This window comes from Rhizobium sp. L9 (assembly GCF_002531885.1).
Taxonomy (GTDB): domain Bacteria; phylum Pseudomonadota; class Alphaproteobacteria; order Rhizobiales; family Rhizobiaceae; genus Rhizobium.
On sequence record NZ_NWSZ01000023.1, the window covers coordinates 39,063 to 64,377 of the forward strand.

A 25,315-nucleotide genomic window follows, 5' to 3' on the forward strand; every position below is an offset into this window, starting at 1 on the left:
AAAATTTAACCAAGATTTGAAATAACGCATTCCAAATCCGGATTGCGCAGGGGAATTCATGAAAACGGCTACGCTTGCATCCATCGCCTTGGCGATGTCGGTCACTGTTGCGAATGCGCAGACGATCGGCGTTTCGATGTCCGATCTCGACAAATTCAGGACGGCGCTTCTCAACGGCGTCGTCAATCACAGCGAGACGATCTCCGGCCTCAAGCTCGTCACCGAAAACGCCAAGGGCGATAACGAGCTGCAGAAGAAGCAGGTCCAGAAGCTCATTGCCGACAAGGTCGATGCGATCATCCTGGCCGTTTCCGACGGCGACCTCGGGCCGCAGATGAGCAAGATGGCGGCGGATGCCGGTATCCCGCTTATCTACATCAACAACGTCCCCTCCAACCTGCTCGATCTCCCCGAAAATCAGGTGGTGGTCGCCTCCAATGAGAAGGAATCCGGCACGCTGGAGACGAAGCAGGTCTGCGCGCTGCTCAAGGGCAAGGGCCGCGTCGTCGTGCTGATGGGCGAGCCCTTCCATGCGGCCGCCCGCGCCCGCACGCAGGATATCTCGGATGTCATCGCCACGCCTGAGTGCAAGGGTCTTGAGATCGTCGAGCGGCAGGCGGCCTATTGGTCGCGGGATTACGCCGACCAGCAGATGCAGGAATGGCTTTCGGCGGGCGTCAAGTTCGACGCCGTGATCGCCAACAATGACGAGATGGCGCTCGGCGCGATCCGCGCCATGAAGAAGGCCGGCATGCCGATGAAGGATGTCGTTGTCGCCGGCGTCGACGCGACCGACGATGCGCTTGCCGCGATGGTGGCCGGCGATCTCGACGTGACCATTCTCCAGAGCGCTGTCGGACAGGGTGCCGCGGCGGTCGACGCCGCCGTGAAGCTCGTCAACAAGGAGAAGGTGCCGCGCGAAAACAACGTTCCCTTCGAACTCGTCACACCTGAGAACATCTCCACATACCTGCCGAAGAGCCAGTGAGCATAAGAGGCCTATAATGTTGCATTTCTGGAATAAATTCGGCATCCGAGCGCAGATCACTTCCGGCTTCGTGCCGTTGATCCTTCTGATGAGCCTGCTCACCGTCAGCGCGATCTCCGGCATGAACGGGCTTGCCGCCATCTTCGCCTCCTATCGCGCCACGGCAGGCCAGAGCCTCGCCATCTCGGACTACAGCGACCAGTTGCACGAGATCCAGATGTCGGCCGAAGCCTTCCGCTCGACGCCGACGCAGGCTGTTGTCGACAGTTTCCGTGCCGGCGTGAAGGCTTTCGAGGCGGACGATCCGCGTTTTGTCGGCAATAAGGAGCTGCAGTCCGGCCTCGCGATGATCCGCCAGGATATCGCTGCCTACGGCAAGGCCTTCGAACAGATCGTCACCCTTCAGGCCCGGCGCGACCTGCTGATCTCCAAGGTCACCGAATTCGGCCCTTGGACCAGCATCGCGCTCAACGACGTCATGCGCAGCGCCTGGCGCCAGAACGATGTCGCCCTGCTGCACATGACGGCAGAAACGCTGGAAGCCCTGGACCGCAGCCTCTATTTCTCCGAGCGCTTCGTGCATTCGGACGATTTTGCCGCCTTTGACACGGCGCAGGCAGCGCTTGTCCAGGCGGTGGCGCTGAATGACGCCGCCGCCAAGGCTGCCAAGAACGAGCTGCAGAAGAAGCGTTTGATGGGCGCCGGCCAGCTCATGCAGAATTACACCGCGCGCCTCGGCGACATGAAGGAGGTGCTGCAGACCTCCGGCAATATCCGCCAGACGCAGCTGAACGTTTTGGCGCCGAAGATCGCAGGCGAGTTCAAGGACCTGCAGGCAACCGTGACAGGCGCGCAGAAGAACCTCGACGGCTCGGTCGAAGCAACGGTTGCCTCGGCCACCAGCACGACGCTTGTCATCAGCGGCCTGTTGATCGTCATCGGCCTCGTGCTTTCCTATTTCGTCGGTCGCCTGATTTCCGCAGCGGTGCGCGGCATGGCACAGTCCATGGAACAGCTTGCCCGCGGCGACGATGCCATCGTGATCACGGGCGTCGAGCACCGGCACGAACTCGGCGCCATGGCGCGTTCGCTGAAGGTGTTCCAGGAGACCGGCCGCGCCAAGCTGATCGCCGAAGCCAATGCCGAGCGAGCGCGTCTGGCGGCCGAAGAAGAGCGGCTGCGCCAGGAAGCCGAGCGTCTCAGCGATGCGCAGGTGATGGAACATGCCTTCCACCAGATTTCGATTGGGCTTGATGCGCTCTCGAAGGGTGATCTCTCGGTCCGCGTCGGTGAAGTCGACCATCGCTATGTCCGAATCCGTGATCACTTCAACAGCTCGGTCGCGAGCCTTGAAGAAGCGGTCGACTCGGTCATCCGCGCGGTCACCACCATCCGCTCCGGCCTTGCCGAAATCTCCACCGCTTCCAACGATCTTGCCCGCCGCACAGAGCAGCAGGCGGCTTCGCTGGAGGAAACCGTTGCAGCCCTCGGCGACGTTACCCGCGGCGTCAACGGGACGGCCGAGGGCGCCAGCCGCGCCCAGGCGGTGGTGGCAACCGCCCGCACCAACGCTGAAAAGGGCGGCGAGATCGTCTCCCGCGCCATCGCTGCGATGACGGAAATCCAGAATTCGTCTTCGAAGATCGGCAACATCATCAGCGTCATCGATGAGATCGCCTTCCAGACCAACCTGCTGGCGCTGAATGCCGGCGTCGAGGCTGCGCGAGCCGGTGAAGCGGGCAAAGGCTTTGCCGTCGTCGCTCAGGAAGTGCGCGAGCTCGCGCAGCGTTCGGCCAATGCGGCAAGGGAGATCAAGGAACTGATCTCCACCTCGTCGATGCAGGTCAAGACAGGCGTGGATCTCGTCGGCGAATCCGGCGTCTCGCTCGAACAGATCGTCGAGCAGGTGACCGCGATGAATGCGACCGTCGCTGAGATCGCGGTGGCCGCCCGCGAGCAGGCCACCAGCCTGCGCGAGGTTTCGGCCGCCGGCGACCAGATGGACAAGGTCACGCAGCAGAACGCCGCGATGGTCGAAGAGACCACGGCCGCCGCCCAGAGCCTGACGCAGGAAACCGAGAGCCTTGCCGAATTGCTGCGGCGGTTCAGGACGCGCGGCGGCCGGGCGACAGAGCATCGCCACTACGCAATGGCGTCCTGACCGTCCGTCTGCACGAACGCTTGACCTTTCCGGTCAGAGCGAACCGGCGGGAAAGGGTGAGTTCATGGAAAGGCGAAAACTCAAGCTGACTTAAGGTCATGATCGCGAAGACGGTTTCACCCGCCGGAACGCCGGGCTAGGCGACGCAGATGTCTGCGACCGCGACCTTCTGGAAGAGGTGCGGTGACGCGATTGCCGACGATGGATAGGCTGAGCTCTTGGCTCTGAACTCGGGATGGATAAAGGCGGCCCGGAAATGCGCGTTCGATTCCCAGACGGCGTAATTGAAGTAGGTCGGGTTTTCGCCAAGTGCGCGATGCAGCTGCGTGGAGATGAAGCCGGGCTGGCGTTTCATGAAGGCGGCGTCGGCCTGCCAGACCTCGAGGAATCCGGGCTCGTCCGCCTTGTCGAGAGTGAAAAGATTGATGAGCACCACCGGGGAGGCTTCGAGCTCGATTTGCCGATTAATCGGGAAGGCGGGGTCCATCGGACGAATGTGTGACATGACTTGCTCCGTTCTATATGGTTCTATGGTGTCAATTCGGCATGATGGAAACATAATTTATTGACACTATGATGTCAATTAAACTGCATGGTGCCAAATGGCTGAAGCCGAACGAACCGCCGCCGGATCTGCGTTGACCGCTCTCGTCCTTGACCTGTTCAGACTGAACAACCGGATGCTGACATCAGGAGACAAGCTCGTCGCCAGTCTCGGGCTGACGAGTGCGCGCTGGCATGTTCTCGGCACCATCGCAGCCTCGGAACGTCCGCAGCCAGTCGCCTGGCTTGCGCGCGACATGGGAGCCAACCGCCAGAACGTGCAGCGCATCGTCAACGATCTGGAGAAGGAGGGGCTCGTCGCCTTTGCAGCCAACCCCCATCACCGGCGGGCGCAGCTAGTCGTGCTGACGGAAAAGGGACGAGACACCCAGAAGGCGGCCATGCGCCTCCAAGCTCCATGGGCGAGTGGTCTCGCTGAGGGCCTCGAGGTTGTGGAGATCGAGACGACGCACCGCGTCATTAAAACGCTTCTTCACAAGTTGGAAGGAAGCGAAGAGGTTGGTGAAGAGGCCTAAGGTCGGTCCGCGGCAGGCTGTGTGCCCGACGCGGCTTCAGTGGCTTCCGGGTACCGCGCTATGCGGTGCGCCGGCGATGCTCCGGCGAACGTGGCGAACGGCGGTCCAGACGGCAAAGAGCACCAAAGGGATGGCTGCGAGCACGGCGAGCTTGGCCAGATGAGGATCGACGCCTAGTTCGGAAATGCTTTCGAGACAGATCTTGGCAAGGCCAACGGTATAATACGTGATGGCAATGACCGAGAAGCCTTCGACCGCCTGCTGGATATGCACCTGGATGCGCGCCCTCTCTTCCATGGAGGTGAGCAGAGAAGCATTCTGATCCTCGAGCTGAACCTGCACGGTGGTTCTGAGCAGATCGCCGGCGAGACTGACCCGTTCGGCGAGCTCATCCAGGCGGCGCTCTGCGGCATGCACGGAGCGAACAGCCGGCTGAAAGCGCCGTCCGATGAAGGTGCCGATCCGCTGGCGCTGCTCGACGCGTTCCTCGCGCAGCTCCGAGACCCGGCTGGCGACGATCTCGGCATAGGCTTTCGTCGCTCCGAAGCGGTGGCGCGCCAGCGCAGAGAAGTTGAGGACGTCGGAAGAGAGCCTTGTCACTTCGGAAAGCAGCGCCTTGTCAACTTTTACGGCGCTTTGCATGTGCGTGATCAGGAGATCGAGGCGCCGGTCGAAGGCCGAGAGCTGGGAGATCGTCTCGCGCGCCATCGGCATCGCCAGCATCGCCATCATCCTGTATGTCTCGATTTCGAGGACGCGCCGGACCATGCGGCCGGTGCGATAGGCGTTGAGATTGCGGTTGAAGAACAGGAATTCGACGAAACCGCTGTCGCTGAGGCGGAAATTCGAATGTACTTCGGCATCGCCGCCGCCGACCTTGGAGGCGACATAGTCGAGCATGGGTTTTTCGAGAGCCAGTCCGTCCTTCTCGTCGCGCACCAGCACCCGAACGGCGGCGATCACCTTACCGTTGATCCTGTCGCAGCTGGCCCTGAAAGCCTCGGGCGGATGACTACCGGGCGCAGAGCACGCAGGTGTGACGAAGGTGAGGGTGAGGAACTCGGTATGCGCCTCCCATTTCAGCCGGCCGTCGCCGAAGCGGCCGATGCCGTGGTTGCCTCCGAGAGTGGTCGAGACGTCCTCCAATCCCGGCAGGGAAACCGGCAGCGGAGGCGAACCGCTGTCGCCGACGACGGCGACATGCCAGACATCGGTGTCGCCATCGAAGTAAAGCGACGGCCGCGCATGCAGTTCGTCATGCAACTCCCTGCGCAGCGGATGCTCGGAACCGATCGGCATGGGAATGCACCTCTAGATGGTAGACGGATCGACGGCTGACGTGACCGGGATTGCCGGCGTTTTGAACTGACTACCAGGCCTATAGCCTCTCTCACGGCACGTGTCACGACGACTTCTCCGCCGAATGTGTAAGACTGCCCGAATATACTTGATGGGGCGGCAATACTCTGGAAGTTGCTCCACTGTACGGTAACGGCGGTCCGGCGCGATGCCGGCGACAATCCGATCTCTTTCGCGATCAACGGATCGGCCGGAAGGATCAGCCGAAGCATGGCCAAAAAACGATCAGCCACGGCCCGTTGCGAGGTCGTGGCTGATGCGGCGCGCAATCTGTGGGAGACAGGCGCGGCCGGTTTACTTGTTGGCGGCGAGCGTCACGTTGATCTTGTCGACGTCTGCGCTCATCGCCTTGAAAGTGTCTTCGAGAGAAAGCTCGCCGACGATCAGCTGGCTCATCCGCTGGACGATCAGCTGATAGATGGCGCCCGATCCCTTGAGGCGTTCCAGATCGCGGGCGGCCTGCGGCGCGCTGTCGCGGGCCGCGAGGAAGACGGCCATGGCTTCCTTGGCGTTCTTGCTGTCGAGCTTGTACTGCGGATCCTTGATGTCGGCGCCGGTCAGGATGACGTAATTTTCGGCGATTTCACGCTGCACCTTTTCAGAGCCGAGGAACTCGATGAACGAGGCGACGGCCTGCGGATACTTGGTGCGCTTGAAGCCGACGATTGCCGTGCCGCCGGGCATTGCATAGCAGCCGGCATCGCCGCAAGGCGCGCTGATCGCCGTCCACTCGAAGCCGTCGCCGATCTTCTTCTGGAACGGATTGACCATCCAGTTGCCGGCCAGATAGGTCACGACATTGCCATTGACGAATTCGTCACCCATGTTCTTGTACTGGGTTCCGCCGGCCGCACCCCACATTTCCTTGGGGAAGGAGCCGTCCTTCGTCCAGTTGTAGAGATCGGTGATATAGCGCTTGGCGGCATCGTCGGGGAATGAGAACTTGCCGTCCTTGACGTAGTTCGAGCCGTAGGAGAAGGCAGCACCCGAGAAGCGGTGGCCGGAGCGGTCCATCGTGAAGGGGATCTGGGCGCCGGTCGCCTTGGCGACGCGCGCAGAGGCTTCGACGATTTCCTTCAGCGTTGCGGTCGGCTTCGGAAGCGGTTCATTCGCCTGTTCGAAGAGCGTCTTGTTGACGAAGGGCAGGTTGAAGGTCTGTGAGGCGACGTAGCCATTGATCGAGTTCGGGTCGTTGACGCCGGGGAAGCGAAGCGTGTTCAGGCTGTCGCCGTGCAGCTTGGCGAAGCCGTCCGGATCCTTCATCAGCGGGCGCATGTCGAGGTAATAGGGCGCCAGCTGCCAATCGGTGATCTTGGCAACGTCGGGCCCTTCGCCGATGGCCAGCTGCACCGGCAGCTGCTTCGCGACGGCATCATAGCCCGACGAAACGAAATTCACCTTGATGTCGGGATGCGCCGCCTCGAATTCCTTGCTCAGTGCTTCCATCCGCTCGACGTAAGCCTGGTCGTCGTCGGTGAAGAGAAAGGTGATCGTCTGGGTTTCCGCCATGGCGACGCTCGACCAGGCGAAGGAAACGGTGGCCAGGGCCAGTGCGAAAGCCCCTGAGAGATAGGTTTTCATTTTCATCCTCCCATGAAAACATTTTCATCAATCGCGGCCTCAGCCATCGATAAGCGAATTTCATATACTTGACATTCCTCCCGTCAAGCTATTTTCTGGCGCTAGTGCGATGTTTTGAGCACTTCTTGAAGACGCCGCACACAAATGAAGTAATGAAAACATTTTCATAAAATTGCGGAGGAGGCGATCTGTGCAGGCGGAAAGCGTCAAGCAACCCGACGACATGGCGCCAGCCTATGGCGTTGCCAAAGGCCAGACGATAACGGCATGGGCCGTGTCCGGCCTCATCGCCGACTATTTTCCCGGCGAGCCGGCTCCTGCCGAAGATCGCGTGAACTATCGCTTCATCAACGGTTTCGTCGATGTCGGCGACCTGCCTTGCCGGAAGGCCTTCTGGTCGACCATGGTGGGGCGGCCGCTTCTGCCCGACGCGTCCTGGCCGACCACAAGCCTTTATCTCCCCGGCTCGAACCGCCGCGTCGAGTTCACCAGCTTCTGGCATGTGCCGACGCATGTCAGGAAATGGCTGAAGGGCACGTTCAGGACAGAGGCACCGCGCACGCTCAATCTGGCGCTGAAGACCTGCGGCGGGGTGCGCATATGGGTGAACGGGCAGGAGGCGGTGCGCTTCGAGCCCTTCAAGCGCAATGTCGAGAGCGCGACTGAGATCAGCTTGCAGCTCGAAGCCGGCGACAACGAGGTTCTCGTCCACACCGAAGATCTTGCCGAGCGCGACACGACCTGGTTCTTCGAACTTGAAATGCTGGATGAGGAACCGCTCACGGTGCTGCTGCCGGTGGCGCTCGACCAGGATGAGGTTCGTGAGCTGGAGGGCCTTGTGCGCGGCGTTCGCCCGGCCCATGACGTCTTCGTCAATCAGCCTCTGGAAATCATCTTCGACACCGCGCCCGAGCGCGACCTGCCGGTGGAGATCAAGGTCGTCGGCCATGGTCACGAACGGCCGCTCCTCGCCCATGTGAATTTGACCCTGCATGCGCAGCAGAACCGGTTGATCGCCGAGGATGTCTGCGCCATTGCGGACGGTTATCACGGCATTCACATGACGATCGGCTCCGGACCGGGCTCGGTCACCCGCGTCATCGACGCTGCCTTCATGAGCACCATTTCTCCATTGCCGGCCGAGGCATCGCTTTCCGCCCGCAAACGCCAGGCGCTGGAATACAGCGCCCGCTTCGGCGCCAACCGCGCCGGTCGTCTCATTGCGATGATGGAAACCGGCTACGAAGACCGGGCGAGCTTCGAGCGCATCGTCGATGCCACGCTTGCCTCCATCGATGCGCGTGAGGACTGTTCGGATTTCATCATGGTACCGCTGCTCTGGCTGCTCGGTGCCTACGGCGACCGGATGCCCAGGGCGACGGTCGACCGCATCCGCCATTCCATTCTCACCTATCGCTACTGGGTCGACGAGCCGGGCAACGACGCGATGTGGTTCTGGAGCGAGAACCACGTGCTCTGCTTCCACACGAGCCAGCTTCTGGCCGGGCTTCTTCTACCCGACGAGGTCTTTTCCGCTTCGGGCCGAACCGGGCGGCAGCAGGCGGCGCTCGCCGTCGAGCGCCTCGGGCGCTGGTTCGACAGCGTCGAAGCCCATGGTCTCGCGGAGTGGAACTCGGCCGCCTATTACCCGATCGATTTCATCGGCCTGCTGGCGCTCGAGCGCTGGGCCGAGAGCGGGATTGCCGACCGCGCCCGCGGCCAGATCGATCTCATCTTCCGCATGATCGCCCTTCACACGCTCGCCGGCGTTCCCGCGGGATCGCAGGGCCGTGCCTACGACAAGGAACTGCGCGCCGGCCCGCTGACGGAGTTGGCGCCCTTCGCCCAGGTCGCCTTCGGAACGGGCTGGCTGAACAACGGTGTGGCTGCTTTGACCATGTTCTGCGCCGGCGATTATGAGCCGCCGGCCGATCTTGCCGAGCTTGCCGCACTTGCGCGAGGACGAAGCGTCGAGGCGCGCTATAGCCAGGGGCTCGAGAGCGGAAAGCTCGTGCTGTTCAAGAACGAGGCCGCGCAGCTTTCGACGGTGGTCGACCACAAGACCGGCCGCAAGGGGCATCAGCAGCATGTTCTCGACATCAGGCTGGCCGGCCACCCGATGGCAAGGCTCTGGGTCAACCATCCCGGTGAAGACGATCCCTGGGGCAATCAAAGACCGTCCTATTGGGCTGGCAATGGCATCCTGCCGCGCGTCGCCCAGCATCGCGACGTCGCCCTTTTGATCGAAGATACGGGCGACGCGCGGCATGCCTGGACGCACGCCTATATCGGCCGCGACGGTCTCGACGATCTCATCATTGAAGGCAAGTGGCTGGTCGCCCGATCGGGCAGGGGATTTGCCGCCCTCTGGGCCTCGAACGGCCTGGAACTGATCACCGATGGCCCGACCGCCGATCGTGAGGTGCGCTCGTTCGGACCGCTCTGCGGCTGGGGAGCCATCATATCATCCGGCAATGACGAAGCCTTCAAGGCTTTCATCGAGCGTCTGTGCCAGACGACGGTTTCATTCGATCCCACGCTTCGGCGTCTTTCCCTGACGCCGCCGGGCGGACCGGCGATCGCTCTTTCCTATGCCGACGGTCTTTCGATCGCCGGTAAGCCCCGGCCGTTCACGCATGATCAGCCAGATCCGATCCTCACCCACGATAGCGCCGCGTCCCAAGCCGGCACTGACGGGCCCTTCTACTCCTGAAACATAGGTTTCCAGCATGAACACAGCATCTGCCGACATCGCCGCCCTCCAGACGACGATCGATCGCGTGGCGACGGCTTTCAGCCGGCTCAAGGGCATCAAGGAAGGTCTCGTGACGGACAATGCCGCCTCCGGCATCCAGTTCGACGAATGGGACTGGGAAGTCGGCGTCGGCCTTTATGGATTCCTCCGGCGTGCGATTTCCGCCAATGACCAGAAAGCGCTCGAGGAGCTCGTTGCCTGGTACAGCGCCCAGATCGAGCGCGGTATTCCGCCACGCCAGATCAACAGCACGGCGCCCATGCTGCCGCTCGCAATCCTCGTCCAGCACGTCGACCGTCCGGATTTCCGCGCTCTCGTCGAAGACTGGGCCGAATGGCTGATCAAGGATTTGCCGAAGACCGAGGATGGCGGCTTCCAGCACGTCGTCAAGGAGCGTCTCAACGGCGGCGAATTGTGGGACGACACACTGTTCATGGCCTGCCTCTTCCTTGCCCAGGCCGGCGTCCTCTGCGAGCGCAATGACTGGATCGACGAGGCCGTCTATCAGTTCATCATCCACACCCGCTATCTCTCCGATCCGGTGAGCGGCCTCTGGTATCACGGCTGGACCTTCAACGGCCGGCACAACTTCGCGAACGCCTTCTGGGCGCGGGGCAATGCCTGGATCACCGTTGCGATCCCCGAGCTCTTCGATCTCGTGCCGACGCTCGGCGAGAAGGAACGGCGTTTCCTCTCGAACGTCCTCGTCAGCCAGGTGCGGTCCCTGAAGGCCTATCAGCGGCCTGATGGCATGTTCACGACGCTTCTGGACGATCCGTCCTCGCCGCTCGAAACCTCGGCAACGGCGGGTATTGCCTATGGCATATTGCGCGCCATCAATGCCGGCATTCTCGACAAGAGCGACAAGGTCTATGCAGAGCGTGCGCTCACGGCCGTGCTGGCACAGATCGATGACGAAGGTGTCGTCCACGGCGTTTCGGACGGGACGCCCATGGGCCACGATCTCGATTTCTACCGGCGCATCCCGAACCTGCCGACGCCTTACGGACAGGCGCTGACCATGCTGCTTCTGACCGAAGTCTTGATCGAGAGTGGCCGCCGCCAATGAGTGTTCCTTCCCTCGTCGCGATTGAGGCGCTCGACAGCGACAATACCGACCGTCTGCAGGCGGCGATCGACCGTCTGTCGGCTTCGGGCGGCGGGCGCCTGGAACTCCTGGCGGGCATCCACCTCTGCAGGGGGCTCCGGCTGCGATCCGGCGTCGATCTGCACCTGGCCGCCGGTGCGATCCTGCGTCCCATTCCCGATTATGCCGCTTATGCGCATACGACGGTTTCGGTGATCGCGGAAAAGTCGAATCGCGGCATGATCGTGGCGAGCGATGCGCGGCGGATCAGTCTGACGGGAAAAGGACGCATCGAAGCCGGTTGCGAGAACTTCATCATTGGCGACGACGAGACGGTGGGAACTTTCATTCCTGCCGAATTCCGTCCTCGCGTCGTCGTCTTCGAAGGCTGCGACGAGGTCGAGATCAGTTCCGTCACCATCAGCCGCTCGCCGATGTGGACGCTGCATTTCGTCGATTGCACCGATGTCGCGGTCCGAAACGTCACCATCGAAAACGACCGTCGCCTACCCAATACGGATGGCATCGTGCTCGACGCCTGCCGCGGCGCCGTCATCGAGGATTGCAGCATATCGACGGCCGATGACGGCATATGCCTGAAGACGAGCATCGGCCCTGAAGGTCTGGCGATTGGCCGGTGCGAGAACATTCTCGTGCGCCGCTGCTCCGTTCAGAGCTTGAGCTGCGCGCTGAAGATCGGCACGGAAACACATGGCGACGTCACCAATGTGCTGTTCGAGGATTGCAGCGTCTCGTCGTCCAACCGGGCGCTCGGCATATTCTCGCGCGACGGCGGCCGGATTTCGAATGTGCGGTTTTCCGGAATTTCCGTGGAGTGCCGGGAAACGCCGGATGGTTTCTGGGGCTCCGGCGAGGCGCTGACCGTCAATGTCGTCGACCGTGTCGCTGAACGCCCCGCGGGCGCCATCGAAAATCTAATCGTCGAAGATGTGACCGGCCGGATGGAAGGGGCGATCACCCTCATTGCGGCCGCGCCGTCAGGCATCCGGAACGTGTCGCTTGCCCGCATCGCCGTAGATCAGCAGCCCGGAGAGCTCGGCTCGGGGCGGACCTACGACCTGCGCCCGACGAATGCCGACCTCGCGCCGAAGGCGGGTGGCGGCGGTCGCGCCAATGCCTGGACCCGCGGCTCCGACGGGCGAGTGATCGGCCTGCAGGACTATCCGGGCGGAATGCCGGCCCTCTATGTGGCCGATGTCGCCGGGATATTGATGAAAGAGGTGCGGATCACGAGGCCGACACCATTGCCGCAAGGCTGGAACGAAAACGACGTCGTCTTCGAAACGGCGACACCTGATGGGAGTGGGGCATGGCAGAACTGAAACTTTCGACCGTCAACAAGTCGTATGGCTCCGTGAAAGTCCTGCATGACGTCGAACTCGACATCAAGAACGGCGAGTTCGTCGTCTTCGTCGGTCCGTCGGGGTGCGGCAAGTCGACGCTCTTGCGCATCATTGCGGGCCTTGAGGAGGTGACTTCGGGCGCAATCGCGATCGGTGGACGCGACGTCAGCGCGTTGTCGCCGGCCGAGCGCAAAATCGCGATGGTCTTCCAGTCCTATGCGCTCTATCCGCATATGAGCGTACGCAAGAATCTGGCTTTCGGGCTGGAAAATCTGAAGTTCAAGCGTGCTGAAATCGAGGCGCGCATTGCCGAGGCGGCCAGGATGCTGGCAATCGAACCCTATCTCGACCGGCGTCCGAAGCAGCTTTCCGGCGGCCAGCGCCAGCGTGTAGCAATCGGCCGGGCGATCGTACGCGAGCCCGACATCTTCCTCTTCGACGAACCGCTGTCGAACCTCGATGCGGCGCTGCGCGTGCAGACCCGGGCCGAGATCACCAAGCTCCATCGCGACATCAAGACGACGATGATCTACGTCACCCACGACCAGGTCGAGGCGATGACCATGGCCGACAAGATCGTCGTTTTGCGCGCCGGTCGGGTCGAGCAGGTCGGCGCACCGCTGGAGCTCTTCGACCACCCCCGCAATCTCTTCGTCGCCGGATTCCTCGGTTCGCCGCGCATGAACATTATCAAAGGCAAGGTCTCGGGCGTCGGCGAAAGCGGCGTCGTCGTCGATGTCGGCAACGGCGGCACGATCGTCAGCAATGTCGATCCCGCCGGCATTGCGGTCGGTCAGTCGGTTGTTGCCGGTATCCGGCCCGCGCATTTCTCCCGCTCCAGCGAGCGGGGCCTGCCATTCGTCGTGCAGTATCATGAGGGGCTCGGAACCGAGACCTATGTCTATGGCAACCTCGCCGGGCAAGACGATCAGATCATCATCCATGAAGCCGGCCATTTCGCGCCGGTTTCGGGCGACCGGATCATGATCGAAGCCGATCCGGCCCGCGTTCATCTGTTCGATCCCGAAAGCGGCCTGGCCTTTGGCAGGCAGTCCGGGCAGGGGAGGCGCTAAAATGGCAGAACTCACAGCCGGTACATTGCTGTCTCAGACAGGCGAAACGGCGATGAGGGTGGTCGAGGCGCCGATGAATGCGATCGAGCGTCTGTTCGGCCGCAAGCGGATGCCATGGCTGTTCCTGGCGCCGAACCTCGTTCTGTTCGCCATTTTCACCTTCCTTCCCATCGCGATCGCGGTCGGCTACGCCTTCACCGGCGGCACCAATCTGTTCGTTTCGGAGCGGCCGTTCGTCGGTCTTGACAACTTCCGCACCCTGCTTTCCTGCGGCAATTATCTGCAGCCGGGAACCTGTCAGGAATCGCTGTTCTGGACGGCGGTGTGGAACACACTTTGGTTTGTGGCCTTTAACGTCGTCGCCACATTGCTGGTGGCGCTGATCACGGCGCTGATCCTCAACCGGGCGATCGTCGCGCGTGGCTTCTTCCGGGCGATGTTCTTCTATCCCGTTCTGCTGTCTCCCGTCGTCATCGGCCTGATCTGGAAGTGGTTCCTCGATCGCAACGGCCTGCTGAACGCCTTTTTTCAGATGCTTGGCGTTCCCCCTGAGATCTTCCTGCTTGATGTCGGCTGGTCGCGCTTTTTCGTCGTGGTCGTGTCGGTCTGGTTCCATATGGGCTTTTACACGCTGATCCTGCTCGCCGGCCTCCAGGCGATCCCAAAAGATCTTTACGAGGCCGCGTCCATCGATGCCGCTTCGCCGCGCCGTACACTGTTCAGGATCACGCTTCCGCTTCTTGCTCCGAACCTGCTTGTCGTATTCATCCTTCTGATGATCAAGTCGGTGCAGATCTTTGACGAAGCCTGGGTTCTGACCAATGGCGGCGGTCCGGGCACGGCCAACAGCTTCATCGTCCAATATATCTACCAGATGGCTTTCGGCAGCGATCTCCGTCTCTTCGGGCTTGCGTCGGCCGCATCGGTTCTCATGGGCCTGGTGCTTCTGGTTCTCACCCTCATACAGCTGCGCTTGGGCAAACGAATGGAGTCCTGAGATGAACCCGATCAGTTTTCTCTCACGCACACGCCGGGCCGGACGCATCGACATCACCGATATTTTGTCATGGATCTGGCTGATCGGCGGAACGCTCGCCGTGCTCATTCCCGTCGTCTGGGCAGGCCTCTCCTCGCTGAAGCCGGCGGCCGAGATCACCCGCTTTCCGCCGTCGCTGCTTCCGCGGACCGCCGTGGAACAGACCGTGCCCGGATTCGACAAGCCGCTCAGCCTTTGGAGCGTAACGATCGACGGCCAGCAGCGTGAAATGGCCATGGTGCGTCGCATCGGTCTCAAGGCGCAGATGGTCGATCCTGCTAGTCCGGGGCAACCGGTCGGTGTCGACGTGAAGGGGATCACGCCGGTGCAGCATCTGACCGTTGCCACCGAGAACTTCACCGATCCGCTGACGCGCTTCAACTTCCTGACCTTCCTGAAGAACTCGGTCTTCGTCACTGTGGTTGCCACGCTGCTGACGCTTATCGTCAACGCCATGGCTGCCTTTGCGCTGTCGAAATACAAGTTTCGGGGCGATACGACTGTGTTCGTCATCATCATCTCGACGCTGATGATCCCGCTCGCCGTCGTCATGGTCCCTGCCTATCTCGTCATCGTCGGGGTCGGACTCGCTGATAATCTCTGGGGTGTGATCCTGCCGACAGTCGCCTCGCCGACGGCCGTGTTCCTGCTGCGGCAATATATGCTGACCATACCCGACGAATTGATCGAGGCGGCACGCGTCGATGCGGCGAGCGAATTCTGCATCTTCTGGCGGATCATCCTGCCGCTGACGGCGCCGGCGCTTGCCGTGCTGGCGATCTTTTCCGTGCTCTGGCGCTGGAACGATTTCCTCTGGCCGCTCATCGTCCTCAACAGCCGCGAGAATTTCACCCTGCAGGTCGGACTCAATGCCTTCCAAGGTGAGTTCTCGGTGCAGTGGCACTATATCCTGGCGATGACCTTCCTCAGCCTACTGCCCGTCACGATCGTGTTCCTGTTCCTGCAGAAATACATCACCACGGGCATCGCGGGTACGGGAATGAAGTGAACGAATCCTGGCGCACAGCATCGATTGGAGTCGAGGCGAGGAAACCTCCAAGAATTTAAGACTGCCTTTCCAATTTCGTCGCGCCAGCTGAAGCGCACCGCAACTGGTCCTGCGGTGTGCGCTTCGGTCCTGTTCAGATGGGAGCCGTGGCGGATTGACTGGCAGAGGCCATCACAAAACGGTCTCGAATAGCGGGATCAATGCTGCGCCGATCGCGCCGGGGGCATCGATGATCTGGGCCACTGCGAGCTGCGGGATGTCGCGCAAGGCACCATGCCGAGGCAGATTATTGAACTCGGTCCGCTCGATCAGCATTCTCGCAAGTGAATGTGGAAGCTCGCCGCCAAGCACGATCAATGCCGGGTCGAAGATCGCGCAGATCGCGTTGATGGCTCGATTGTGGGCCGGAGTGACGCGGTCGATCCATTCCTCGACACCATCCCACTCCACCAAATTTTCGTCCTTCAGATCCCTCAGGGTCAGACCGCTGCGCCCCTTGCTGCGAAGATGCTCGAGCAGCTGGTTGAGAGCGGGGCGATCATCGTAGTCGTGACGCCCGAAAAGAACGGAGATTTCGCCGGCATTTCCGAAACTGCCGCGAAACGGCATGCCGCCGGAGACAAGGCCGCCGCCATAGCCATGAAGGTGGGCGATATAGGCAAAATCGGCAACGTCACGCCCGACGCCGAAAATTGCTTCCGCCAAGGCCGCAGTCCTGGCGACATTGTCCGCCCAGACCGGCAGGCCAAGCCGCTCCCCAAGCAATGGCGCCAGGTCGATCAGCGACCAATGGGCGAGCGGCAGGGGACAATTGAAAGCCGTATCCAGCATGCGATGGCCGGAGACTGCGAGGCCGATCCCGAGGATGTCGCGCCGCTTGGCGCCGCGCCGGGCGAGGATCTGTTCGACGGCTGCTTCGATCCGCTCCATTTCCAGGGGTAGCGACGAGCCGGCCTGAGGAATTTCCATATTGTCCAATGGTTCGCCGAAACCCATGAGGCAAAGGCCAATCGTTCCGACGTTGATGGAGATGCCGAGTGTCAGGCACCACTCCCTTCGCAGTGTCAGCTCCGGACTTGGTGGCCCGGCGCGCCGGTTTTCCGATTGGGAAAAGACGACCATTCCCCGATCATGAAGCCGGCCGACTATTCTGTGCAGCGATTGCTGGGTGAGTTCGAGTGGATCGGTCAGGCTGGAGCGCTCGATGCCGGGCGACTTCCAGATCAACCGCAAAAGGTCCCGTTCGTTACGGGACGCTACTCTCGCGGGCTCTGTGTCTCGCAGGAAATGTGGGGCAACGTGGTCCAGCGGAGCGTACTTCATTTTCCAAACATATTGATTTACACTATAAGTGTGAAGCAGGTGGAGGGGACGCTTTGCTTCTGCGGGGCAACGAAATCATCCGTGGTTTTGCCGGTCCTGCTTAACCCATCAAGATTGGCCAGACCAGTCGCGATGATGTCAGGCGGCAGAAGAAAAGAACCGAGCGGCATGGATGCGTTAAGACGGGAGAAAATGGCAATTGCCGAACATCGGGGTTACGGATTCGAGCCCACGCATGGAGGCACCAGCTTCGAATCAATGGTTCAGGCCTTTACGGCTGGTTACGGCGTTTTCGGCGCCCAGCCGTTGAAGGATGACCGAAAATTCGCCTGGGCCGCGGATCTGAGAAGGACCGAGGCGCTCACGGTGCTTCATTCGGTCTATCAGAGTTCCTGGACGATCCGGACGCTTGATGAGTCTCCGCAGCATCTCGCGTTTTTCATGCCGCACACAGGCTCTTTTCGACTATCGATAGGAAAGAGAACGGTCGAAAGCGGCGCCGATTACTTTCTCATGGCCAACAATCACGAAGTCGGCGATCGTGTGGTCCAGGGAGGACCGCATCGCTCGGACGTCCTTTTTCTGGACTGGAAGGTTTTGAAAAGGGTCCTCGCCTCGCTGATGGAAAAGCCCCTGTCGGAGTCGTTCGATCTCGACCCGATCCTGGATCGCGCGACGCAGTCAGGCCAACTCATCGGCAATCTGCTCCAGACGATCGTGCAGGGCATGCGCGGCGCTGGTCCGTTGCTATCTTCGCCTCTTGCCGCAGCCGCGATGAGCGAAACTCTTGCTCACCTCGTGATCCGATTTGGCCGTCATCGGTTTTCCGATCATCTCGAAAAAAAGAAAGTATCGTTGATTGCACCTTGGCATGTCCGACGCGCTATCGACTACATGCATGCCAATATCGCGGAACCTATCACCATGACGATGGTTGCTGATGGCGTCGGCGTTTCGCTTCGGGCTCTGCAAACGGGCTTCAAGGCGTTCAGGGGAACGTCGCCGGCCGGCTACCTCCGCACGATCCGGCTGCAGGCGGCCCGCGAGCAGCTGCGGGATCCGACGAACCAGCAATCCGTCCGCGAAATCTGCGCGATATGGGGTTTTGCGCACGCCGGCAGGTTCTCCATCATCTACCGCAGCACTTTCGGTGAAAGCCCGAGGGATACGCGGTTGCGGGCTGAGCGTTTGCGCTGATGTGAGCTTCGGACCTTCGAAAGGCTGGCTCTTCCGGCCCTTCAGCGCGGCGGTGCGATGCTGCCCCGCAGGACGAGATGGCAGCCGAGTTCGAGGCGATGAGCCGGCCGTTGCGGATCATTGGCGATCAGCCGCTGTTCGATGAGCGCGAGCGCTGCCGCCCCGAGACGGTCGGTAGGCACGCTCACGGTGGACAGCGGCGGGCGGCTGAACTCGCCCGGAACGATGTCGTCGAAGCCGAGCACAGATATCGCGTCGGGCACGCGTATCTCGCGATCGGCCAATGCCTTCAGGCAGCCGAGCGCCAGATTGTCGGCCGCGCAGAAGACGGCGGTGGCGCCTTTCAGCGTTGGGTCGCGATGGAGCAGCGCGTTGATGGCCGCTTCGCCATGCCGGGGCTCATATCCCTCGGCCTCGATGATCATGTCCTCCGGCACCGGAAGCTGTGCGGCCAAATAGGCATCGGAAAAACCGTCGTACCGGCGCTGAATGGTCGTGCGGCCCTTCCAGGTCAGATGCAGGATCCGGCGGTGGCCGAGCGCCATGAGGTGCTCGATGCCGAGCCGTGCGCCGAAGCGGTTTTCAGGCGTCACAGTATCGACCAGCATGGCGGGATCCTCGCCGTTGACGATGACGACGGGCATGTTAGCCGAGGCTAGGCTGCGGATGAGTTCGGGCTGATCATCGTTCAGCACCACGATGCCGTCAGCGCGTTCTGCTGTCGCGATCTTCCTGACCTCGGCGCCGTCGATGCGCCGGCCGCTGCTGACATAGGGTACGATGCGGATGCCGCGACGCTCGCATTCCCTGCGAAGACCGTTGAGAATGGTCCAGCTCACCAGGTTGAGATCGCTCTCCGGGGCGGCATCGTCAGGAATGGCGAGAAGCAGAACGTGCAAGGCGGCGATCGTCGCCTTCTTTCTCCGGCGGTCGAGATAGCCGAGACGTTTTGCCGAATCCAGCACTCTTTCCCGCACCTCGATCGTGAGCGGCGCAGTTCCGTTCAGGGCGTGCGAGGCCGTGCTCAGCGACACGTCGGCATCGCGTGCGACATCTTTGAGATTGACTTTACGTTCCACTTTTTCCGCCAGGAATTCAGATCGTACCTTCGAAGCATAAGCTAACTCGATGTTTTTACATAAAGACTTTCGAAAAGCTATGTGCTTGCGCCGATATTTTCGTCATTCGCAATCAGCGGCGTTCGGCAAGCAGCCCGTTGAACAGCAGGTCGAAATAGGCTCGCATAAAGGCATCCTTGTCGGGTGTCGGCACGCGGCGATCATCGAATATCAGCCGCAGAACCGTCGTCGTCAGAATCGGCGCGACCACGAGGTCTGAGAATTCGACAGGAATTTCGCGAAATTCCCCCAACGCAACACCTTCCAGGATGAGAGCGTCGATCCTGGCGATAATCGGCGCTATGAATTCATCGTGGTGGCGATCGATCAGGTCGGGGAAGCGCTGTCCTTCCGAAATGACCAGACGCGTCAATTCGCGGGTTGTACGATCCTCCGCGATTTGGTCGTAAAGCAGACCGAGAATGGACGTCAGCCTGTCGGTGGCGGTGCCGCTGAGGCCAGCGGTGATTTCAAGCAGTTCCTGAAAGGGGACGGAGAAGTGACTGATCATGGCTTCGAACAGCTTTTCCTTCGTCTCGAAGTAGACGTAGACCGTGCCCTTGGTGACGCCGACCCTGTCTGCGATGTCGTCGACGCGGGCGCCGGTGAACCCGTTTCTGACGAATTCCTCGAATGCAGCATCCAGGATCTGGATGGGTCGCAGCGCCTTCTGTTCCGCGCGTGTGAGTTTCTTCTGAGCTGCCATGCGTGCCTCGCCTCCCTTGTTTTGCGCAATCGTTCCTGCGCAAAAGTTTCATTGACTAATCCGTCAGTCAATTATATAGCAGCTGCCGTTGAGAGCAAGAGGTCAACTATGAGAACCATTCTGATCGCCACAGCGATCGTATGCACGATCGGTCTCGTCTCCTGCAGCGAGCCTGGCGGGCCGAGCGAACCTGCCGCGCGCCAGGTCGGCGTCGTCGTCGCGAGGTCTGAGCCGCTGAGTGATGGCGGTGCGCTGACGGGAGAGGTGCGCGCCCGGGTCCAGACCGATCTGTCCTTCCGGGTCAGCGGCAAGATCATCGAACGGCTGGTGGAAGTTGGTCAGTCAGTAAAGGCGGGGCAGGTACTGGCGCGCATCGATCCGGAAGAGCAGAAGGCCGATCTCGATGTGGCGGCGGCCAATCTTCAGTCGGCTGAAGCCCAGCAGACCCAGGCGCAGCTCGCCTTCGACCGTCAGCAGAGCCTGTTTCGAACGCAGGTGACGACGCGGGCCGCACTCGACCAGGCACAGGAGGCGCTCCTGACGGCGCAGGCCTCGACGAAGTCGGCGCAGGCGCTCTTCGAGACCGCGCAGGACACCCTGTCCTATACGGAGCTGAAAGCCGATGCCGATGGCGTGATCACCGCCCGCAATGCCGAGGTTGGCCAGGTGGCGCAGGCCGCGCAGGTTGTCTTCACCCTTGCCCATGACGGCGACCGGGACGCCGTCTTCGAAGTCGTCGAGAGTGCGTTCCTGCGTCCGATCGAAGGCGACGGCACTGTGAACCTGCTGTCGAACCCCTTGCAGAAGATCACGGCGAAGGTCCGCGAGATTTCGCCGACGATCGATTCTTCCACCGGCACTATCAGGGTCAAAGTCGCCATTACGAGCGATGCTCCCATTCCGCTCGGCGCTCCCGTCGTCGGGAAATTCAGTTATGTCCCCCAGGACGTCATCCAGCTGCCCTGGTCGGCAATGACCTCCAAGGACGGCAAGCCAGCCGTCTGGATCGTCGATCCTGCATCCTCAGCGGTTTCGATGAGAGCGATCGATGTCGCCAGCTACGAGACCGGCAGCTTCGTCGTCAAATCGGGTGTGTCGGCGGGAGATGTCGTGGTGACCGAGGGGACCAAATTCCTCAGGCCCGGTGAAACCGTGTCTTATGTGAAGGAAGCATCCAAGTGAGTATTCGTCCCAAGATAATCGCCCTGATGATGGGTACGGCCCTGCTCTCCTCCTGCACGAAGCCGGAGGAAAGCATGCAGGAGGCGCCCCGTCCCGTGCTGTCGATGACGGTCAGGCAGACGCCCGCGACAAGCCTCAGCCTGACCGGCACGATCCAGCCGACGATAGAAACCGAACTCGGCTTCCGGATCCTCGGGCGGATGATCGCCCGCAACGTCAATGTCGGTGATGTCGTCAAGAAGGGTGACGTGGTCGCTGCCATCGATCCGCTGGCGCTGGAGCTTGCCGTGCGCAGCGCCCAGTCCGATGTCGAGAATAGCGACGCCCAGCTTCGAAACGCGGTAACGACGGAACAGCGCCAGCGCGCGTTGGTGGAATCGCGCTCGGGCACGGAAGCCTCGCTCGAAGAAGCCGAGCAGGCGAGACGGACGGCCGCGGCTGCGGTCGCCAAGGCGCAGGCCAATCTCGACAAGGCCAAGGAGCAGCTCGGCTATGCGCAGCTTCAGGCGGAGTTTGATGGGGTCGTCACGGCGACATCGGCCGAGGTCGGCCAAGTCGTGTCGGCCGGCCAGACGGTCGTCACGATAGCCCGGCCGGACAAGCGTGATGCGGTGGTCGACGTGCCTCAGGCCGCTGCCCAGAAACTGAAGATCGGCGCGCCCTTCGACGTGACGCTGCAGCTCGAGACTTCGATCCGCGCGACGGGCGTCGTGCGCGAAATCGCGCCGGAGGCGGAAACCGCCACCCGCACGAGCAGGACCAAGATCGCACTTGCCGATCCGCCTGAAGCCTTCAGGCTCGGCGCGGTCATCACAGCCTCCGCAACCATCGCCGCCGACCCCGAGATCGTGCTGCCTTCCTCGGCGATCCTTGCCGGCAGCGACGGCGCCAACGTCTGGATCGTCGACGTGCCGGCCAAGAAGGTGGCGCTGCGCCGCGTGAAGATCGACGGCGACGTCGTCGACGGCGGCACCGTCCGCGTCACCGAAGGGCTCGCTCCCGGAGAGCGGGTGGTTGTGGCGGGCGTGCATAAACTTGAGGATGGCCAGGCCATCAGGATCGACCAGGAGATCAGCCAGTGAAGTCCTTCAATCTTTCCGACTGGGCGCTCGAGCACCGTTCGCTCGTCTGGTACTTCATGATCGTCTTCATTCTCGCAGGCGCCTTCTCCTATCTGAACCTCGGCCGCGAGGAAGACCCGAACTTCACCATCAAGACAATGGTGATCACCGCCCAGTGGCCCGGTGCTTCCGCCGAGGAAGTGACAAGGCAGGTGACCGACAGGATCGAGAAGAAACTCCAGGAACTGGAATCGCTCGACTACACCAAGAGCCAGACCGTCGCCGGCCAGACGACCGTCTTCGTCGAGCTGCTGCCGACGACCAAGGCTAGGGATGTCGCGCCGACCTGGCTGCGCATCCGCAACATGATCGCCGACATCAAGGGGGATTTCCCGAGCGGGGTCGTCGGTCCCTTCTTCAACGACCGCTTCGGCGACGTGTTCGGAAACATCTATGCCTTCACCAGCGATGGGCTCACCCAGCGCCAGCTTCGCGATCTCGTGGAAAATGCCCGCTCAGAAGTTCTGACGGTCCCGAATGTCGGCAAGGTCGATGTGATCGGCGCCCAGGACGAGGCGATCTATCTGGAATTCTCCACACGCCAGATCGCGGCGCTCGGCATTGACCAGCAGTCGGTCATCCAGACGCTGCAGGCCCAGAATGCCGTCACGCAATCCGGCTTCGTCGACGCCGGTCCGGAGCGTATCGCATTGAGGGTGAGCGGACAGTTCACCTCCGAGGAGAGTCTCAGGTCGATCAACCTTCGCATCAACGACCGCTTCTTCCCGCTGACCGATGTCGCCACGATCAAGCGTGGTTACGTCGATCCGCCCTCGGCGCTGTTCCGCTTCAATGGAGAGCCGGCGATCGGTCTTGCCATCGGCATGAAGCAGGGCGCCAACCTTTTGGAATTCGGCGAGGCGCTCGACGCGCGGATGAAACAGGTCGTCGCCGATCTTCCGATCGGGGTGGATGTCCACCGCGTTTCAGACCAGCCCCATGTCGTCGACGAAGCCGTCTCGGGCTTTACCCGCGCGCTCTTCGAAGCGATCGTCATCGTGCTCGTCATCAGCTTCATCAGCCTCGGCCTGCGCGCCGGCATGGTGGTAGCGATCTCCATTCCTCTCGTGCTCGCCATCACCTTCGTGGTAATGGAATATTCCGGCATTTCGCTTCAGCGCATCTCGCTCGGCGCGCTCATCATCGCGCTCGGGCTGCTCGTCGACGACGCCATGATCGCCGTCGAGATGATGGTGGCCCGCCTGGAGGCGGGCGACGATCTGAGGAAGGCCGCCACCCACGTCTACACCTCGACGGCCTTTCCGATGCTGACGGGAACGCTGGTGACCGTCGCGGGCTTCATCCCGGTCGGTCTAAACAGCAGTGCGGCCGGCGAATTCACCTTCACGCTTTTCGTCGTCATCGCGGTTTCGCTCGTGGTCTCCTGGATCGTCGCCGTGCTGTTCACGCCGCTTCTCGGGGTCACTATCCTGCCGAAGACGATGAAGTCGCATCACGAGAAGAAGGGGCGTTTCGCCGCCGTCTTCTCCTGGCTGCTGACGCTCGCTATGCGCTGGCGCTGGATCACCATCGTGCTGACGGTCGGCGTCTTTGCGCTTTCGGTCGGCGGCATGGGGCTGGTGCAGCAGCAGTTCTTCCCGAACTCGGACAGAACCGAGCTCGTGATCGACTGGAACCTGCCGCACAACAGCTCGATCGCCGAGACCAACAGGCAGATGGCCAAGTTCGAAAAGGAGATGCTGGCGGACAACAAGGATATCGATCACTGGACGACTTATGTCGGCCAGGGCGCCCCACGCTTCATCCTGTCCTTCGATGTGCAGACGCCAGATGTCACCTTCGGGCAGACCATTATCGTCACCAAAGGCCTCGACGTGCGCGACAAGGTGCGGGCGGAGCTGCAGGATTATCTGACGAAGACCTTCCCCGGCACCGACGCCTTCGTGAAGCTTCTCGATATCGGCCCGCCGGTGGGCAAACCGGTCCAGTACCGGATCAGCGGCCCGGATATCCAAAAGGTACGTGATATCTCCCAGCAGTTTGCAGGCGTTGTCGGTACCCATCCGCTGCTGTCGAACATGGTGCTGGACTGGAACGAGCCTTCGCGGGTGGTGAAGGTCGATGTGCTGCAGGACAAGGCGCGCCAGCTGGGCGTCTCTTCCGAGGACATCGCGACCGCCCTCAACGGCATTGTCGAAGGTTCGACCGCGACGCAGATCCGCGACGACATCTACCTGGTCAATGTCATCGGCCGGGCCAGGGCGTCCGAGCGCGATTCCGTCCAGACGCTTGAGAATCTGCAGCTCTCGACCTCCAACGGCAAGGTCGTGCCGCTCTCGGCCGTGGCGAATTTCCGCTTCGAACTTGAGCAGCCAACGATCTGGCGTCGCGACAGGCAGCCCACCATCACGCTCAAGGCGGCCGTCATCGGTTCGACACAGCCTGCTACGATTGTCGATCAGCTGAAGCCGAAGGTGGAGGAATTCCAGAAGAACCTTCCTGTCGGATACAAGGTGGAAATCGGCGGCGCCGTCGAATCCAGCGCCGAGGCGCAAGGGCCGATTGCGGCGGTGGCTCCGCTGATGCTGTTTACGATGGCGACGATCCTGATGGTACAGCTGCAGAGCTTCAGCCGCCTCTTCCTGGTCTTTGCGGTCGCGCCGACGGCGCTGATCGGCGTGGTCGCAGCCCTCCTGCTGAGCAACGCCCCCATGGGCTTCGTCGCCATCCTGGGGATTCTGGCGCTGATCGGCATCCTGATCCGCAACTCCGTCATCCTGGTGGTGCAGATCGAGCAACTGCGCGCCGAGGGATTGGCGCCATGGCAGGCTGTCATCGAGGCGACCGAACACCGCATGCGGCCGATCATGCTGACGGCGGCGGCGGCAACCCTGGCGCTGATCCCGATCTCGCGCGAGATCTTCTGGGGGCCGATGGCCTACGCCATGATGGGCGGCATCGTCATCGGCACCGCGCTCACACTGCTGTTCCTGCCGGCACTCTATGTCGCGTGGTTCAGGATCCCCAGGGATGAAAGTGTTCGGGCGGAAGCCTTGGCTGAGGCATGAAACCGGGCTTCAACGGCCATCGCCTACGGCCGCCGCGGCGGCCGCTGCAACACGGACCGCGACGAAATAGGTGGGATGGCGCAGGCGATGCCGTCCCACCCCGGAGCGGGAATGGCATGGCGAAGATGACGTGGTCAGAACCACACG

The 25,315-nt window shown here is 61.7% G+C and carries 19 protein-coding genes; 13 read left to right on the plus strand and 6 right to left on the minus strand.

Going from position 1 to position 25,315, the window contains the following annotated elements:
* Positions 1-58 precede the first annotated feature (58 nt).
* Both CO660_RS22210 and CO660_RS22215 read left to right on the plus strand, forming a co-directional pair.
* Positions 59-988, plus strand: coding sequence for a substrate-binding domain-containing protein (locus CO660_RS22210; protein WP_097600522.1), 930 nt, complete (start codon positions 59-61; stop codon positions 986-988).
* A 16-nt stretch (positions 989-1,004) separates the two neighbouring features.
* Positions 1,005-3,149, plus strand: coding sequence for a methyl-accepting chemotaxis protein (locus CO660_RS22215; protein ID WP_097600523.1), 2,145 nt, complete (start codon positions 1,005-1,007; stop codon positions 3,147-3,149).
* Between the two features lie 136 nt (positions 3,150-3,285).
* Here the strand turns inward: CO660_RS22215 and CO660_RS22220 are convergent, their stop codons facing one another.
* Positions 3,286-3,654 carry an antibiotic biosynthesis monooxygenase family protein gene (locus CO660_RS22220; protein WP_097600524.1) on the minus strand — a complete coding sequence of 123 codons (369 nt, stop codon included), beginning with the start codon at positions 3,652-3,654 and terminating at the stop codon, positions 3,286-3,288.
* Positions 3,655-3,751: 97 nt separating this feature from the next.
* On the opposite strand from CO660_RS22220, the gene CO660_RS22225 reads away from it, so the two are divergent.
* On the plus strand, positions 3,752-4,228 hold the full coding sequence (locus CO660_RS22225; RefSeq protein WP_097600525.1) for a MarR family winged helix-turn-helix transcriptional regulator: 477 nt from the start codon (positions 3,752-3,754) through the stop codon (positions 4,226-4,228).
* Positions 4,229-4,264: 36 nt separating this feature from the next.
* On the opposite strand, the gene CO660_RS22230 is transcribed toward CO660_RS22225, so the two are convergent.
* Positions 4,265-5,527, minus strand: a complete 1,263-nt coding sequence (locus tag CO660_RS22230; protein ID WP_097600526.1) for a DUF3422 domain-containing protein — start codon at positions 5,525-5,527, stop codon at positions 4,265-4,267.
* 354 nt (positions 5,528-5,881) lie between these two features.
* Positions 5,882-7,168: an ABC transporter substrate-binding protein gene (locus CO660_RS22235; protein WP_085781714.1), complete on the minus strand. Its 1,287-nt coding sequence runs from the start codon at positions 7,166-7,168 to the stop codon at positions 5,882-5,884.
* A gap of 190 nt (positions 7,169-7,358) precedes the next feature.
* Between CO660_RS22235 and CO660_RS22240 the strand changes: the two genes are divergently transcribed.
* From CO660_RS22240 to CO660_RS22265, 6 genes are read left to right on the plus strand one after another with little or no spacing between them, the layout of a single operon-like run.
* Positions 7,359-9,881 (plus strand): hypothetical protein, encoded by a 2,523-nt coding sequence (locus CO660_RS22240; protein ID WP_097600527.1) that lies wholly within the window; start codon positions 7,359-7,361, stop codon positions 9,879-9,881.
* 16 nt (positions 9,882-9,897) lie between these two features.
* Positions 9,898-10,992: a glycoside hydrolase family 88 protein gene (locus CO660_RS22245; RefSeq protein WP_097600528.1), complete on the plus strand. Its 1,095-nt coding sequence runs from the start codon at positions 9,898-9,900 to the stop codon at positions 10,990-10,992.
* Positions 10,989-12,353, plus strand: coding sequence for a glycoside hydrolase family 28 protein (locus tag CO660_RS22250; RefSeq protein ID WP_097600529.1), 1,365 nt, complete (start codon positions 10,989-10,991; stop codon positions 12,351-12,353). Before CO660_RS22245 ends, CO660_RS22250 begins: the two co-directional genes overlap by 4 nt.
* Complete coding sequence (gene ugpC, locus CO660_RS22255) at positions 12,341-13,447, plus strand: sn-glycerol-3-phosphate ABC transporter ATP-binding protein UgpC (RefSeq protein ID WP_097600530.1); 1,107 nt, start codon at positions 12,341-12,343, stop codon at positions 13,445-13,447. Before CO660_RS22250 ends, ugpC begins: the two co-directional genes overlap by 13 nt.
* 1 nt (position 13,448) lies before the next feature.
* A complete protein-coding gene (locus CO660_RS22260) occupies positions 13,449-14,444 on the plus strand; it encodes a sugar ABC transporter permease (RefSeq protein ID WP_097600531.1) in 996 nt (331 codons plus the stop codon).
* Position 14,445: 1 nt separating this feature from the next.
* Complete coding sequence (locus CO660_RS22265) at positions 14,446-15,492, plus strand: carbohydrate ABC transporter permease (protein WP_097600532.1); 1,047 nt, start codon at positions 14,446-14,448, stop codon at positions 15,490-15,492.
* A 171-nt stretch (positions 15,493-15,663) separates the two neighbouring features.
* Here CO660_RS22265 and CO660_RS22270 read toward each other — a convergent pair whose 3' ends face one another.
* Complete coding sequence (locus CO660_RS22270) at positions 15,664-16,815, minus strand: ROK family transcriptional regulator (protein WP_097600533.1); 1,152 nt, start codon at positions 16,813-16,815, stop codon at positions 15,664-15,666.
* A 168-nt stretch (positions 16,816-16,983) separates the two neighbouring features.
* Here CO660_RS22270 and CO660_RS22275 point away from each other — a divergent pair, with 168 nt between their 5' ends.
* The gene (locus CO660_RS22275; RefSeq protein WP_097600534.1) at positions 16,984-18,012 is read left to right on the plus strand and encodes a helix-turn-helix domain-containing protein; all 1,029 of its coding nucleotides are present in this window, start codon (positions 16,984-16,986) and stop codon (positions 18,010-18,012) included.
* Between the two features lie 41 nt (positions 18,013-18,053).
* Here CO660_RS22275 and CO660_RS22280 read toward each other — a convergent pair whose 3' ends face one another.
* Together CO660_RS22280 and CO660_RS22285 are read right to left on the minus strand one after the other, a co-directional pair.
* Positions 18,054-19,091: a LacI family DNA-binding transcriptional regulator gene (locus CO660_RS22280; RefSeq protein ID WP_097600535.1), complete on the minus strand. Its 1,038-nt coding sequence runs from the start codon at positions 19,089-19,091 to the stop codon at positions 18,054-18,056.
* Positions 19,092-19,203: 112 nt separating this feature from the next.
* Positions 19,204-19,836 (minus strand): TetR/AcrR family transcriptional regulator, encoded by a 633-nt coding sequence (locus CO660_RS22285; RefSeq protein ID WP_097600536.1) that lies wholly within the window; start codon positions 19,834-19,836, stop codon positions 19,204-19,206.
* Positions 19,837-19,944: 108 nt separating this feature from the next.
* Here CO660_RS22285 and CO660_RS22290 point away from each other — a divergent pair, with 108 nt between their 5' ends.
* From CO660_RS22290 to CO660_RS22300, 3 genes are read left to right on the plus strand one after another with little or no spacing between them, the layout of a single operon-like run.
* On the plus strand, positions 19,945-21,018 hold the full coding sequence (locus CO660_RS22290) for an efflux RND transporter periplasmic adaptor subunit (protein WP_097600537.1): 1,074 nt from the start codon (positions 19,945-19,947) through the stop codon (positions 21,016-21,018).
* A complete protein-coding gene (locus CO660_RS22295) occupies positions 21,015-22,100 on the plus strand; it encodes an efflux RND transporter periplasmic adaptor subunit (RefSeq protein ID WP_097600538.1) in 1,086 nt (361 codons plus the stop codon). Before CO660_RS22290 ends, CO660_RS22295 begins: the two co-directional genes overlap by 4 nt.
* Positions 22,097-25,168: an efflux RND transporter permease subunit gene (locus CO660_RS22300; RefSeq protein ID WP_097600539.1), complete on the plus strand. Its 3,072-nt coding sequence runs from the start codon at positions 22,097-22,099 to the stop codon at positions 25,166-25,168. Before CO660_RS22295 ends, CO660_RS22300 begins: the two co-directional genes overlap by 4 nt.
* The last annotated feature ends 147 nt before the right edge of the window (positions 25,169-25,315 follow it).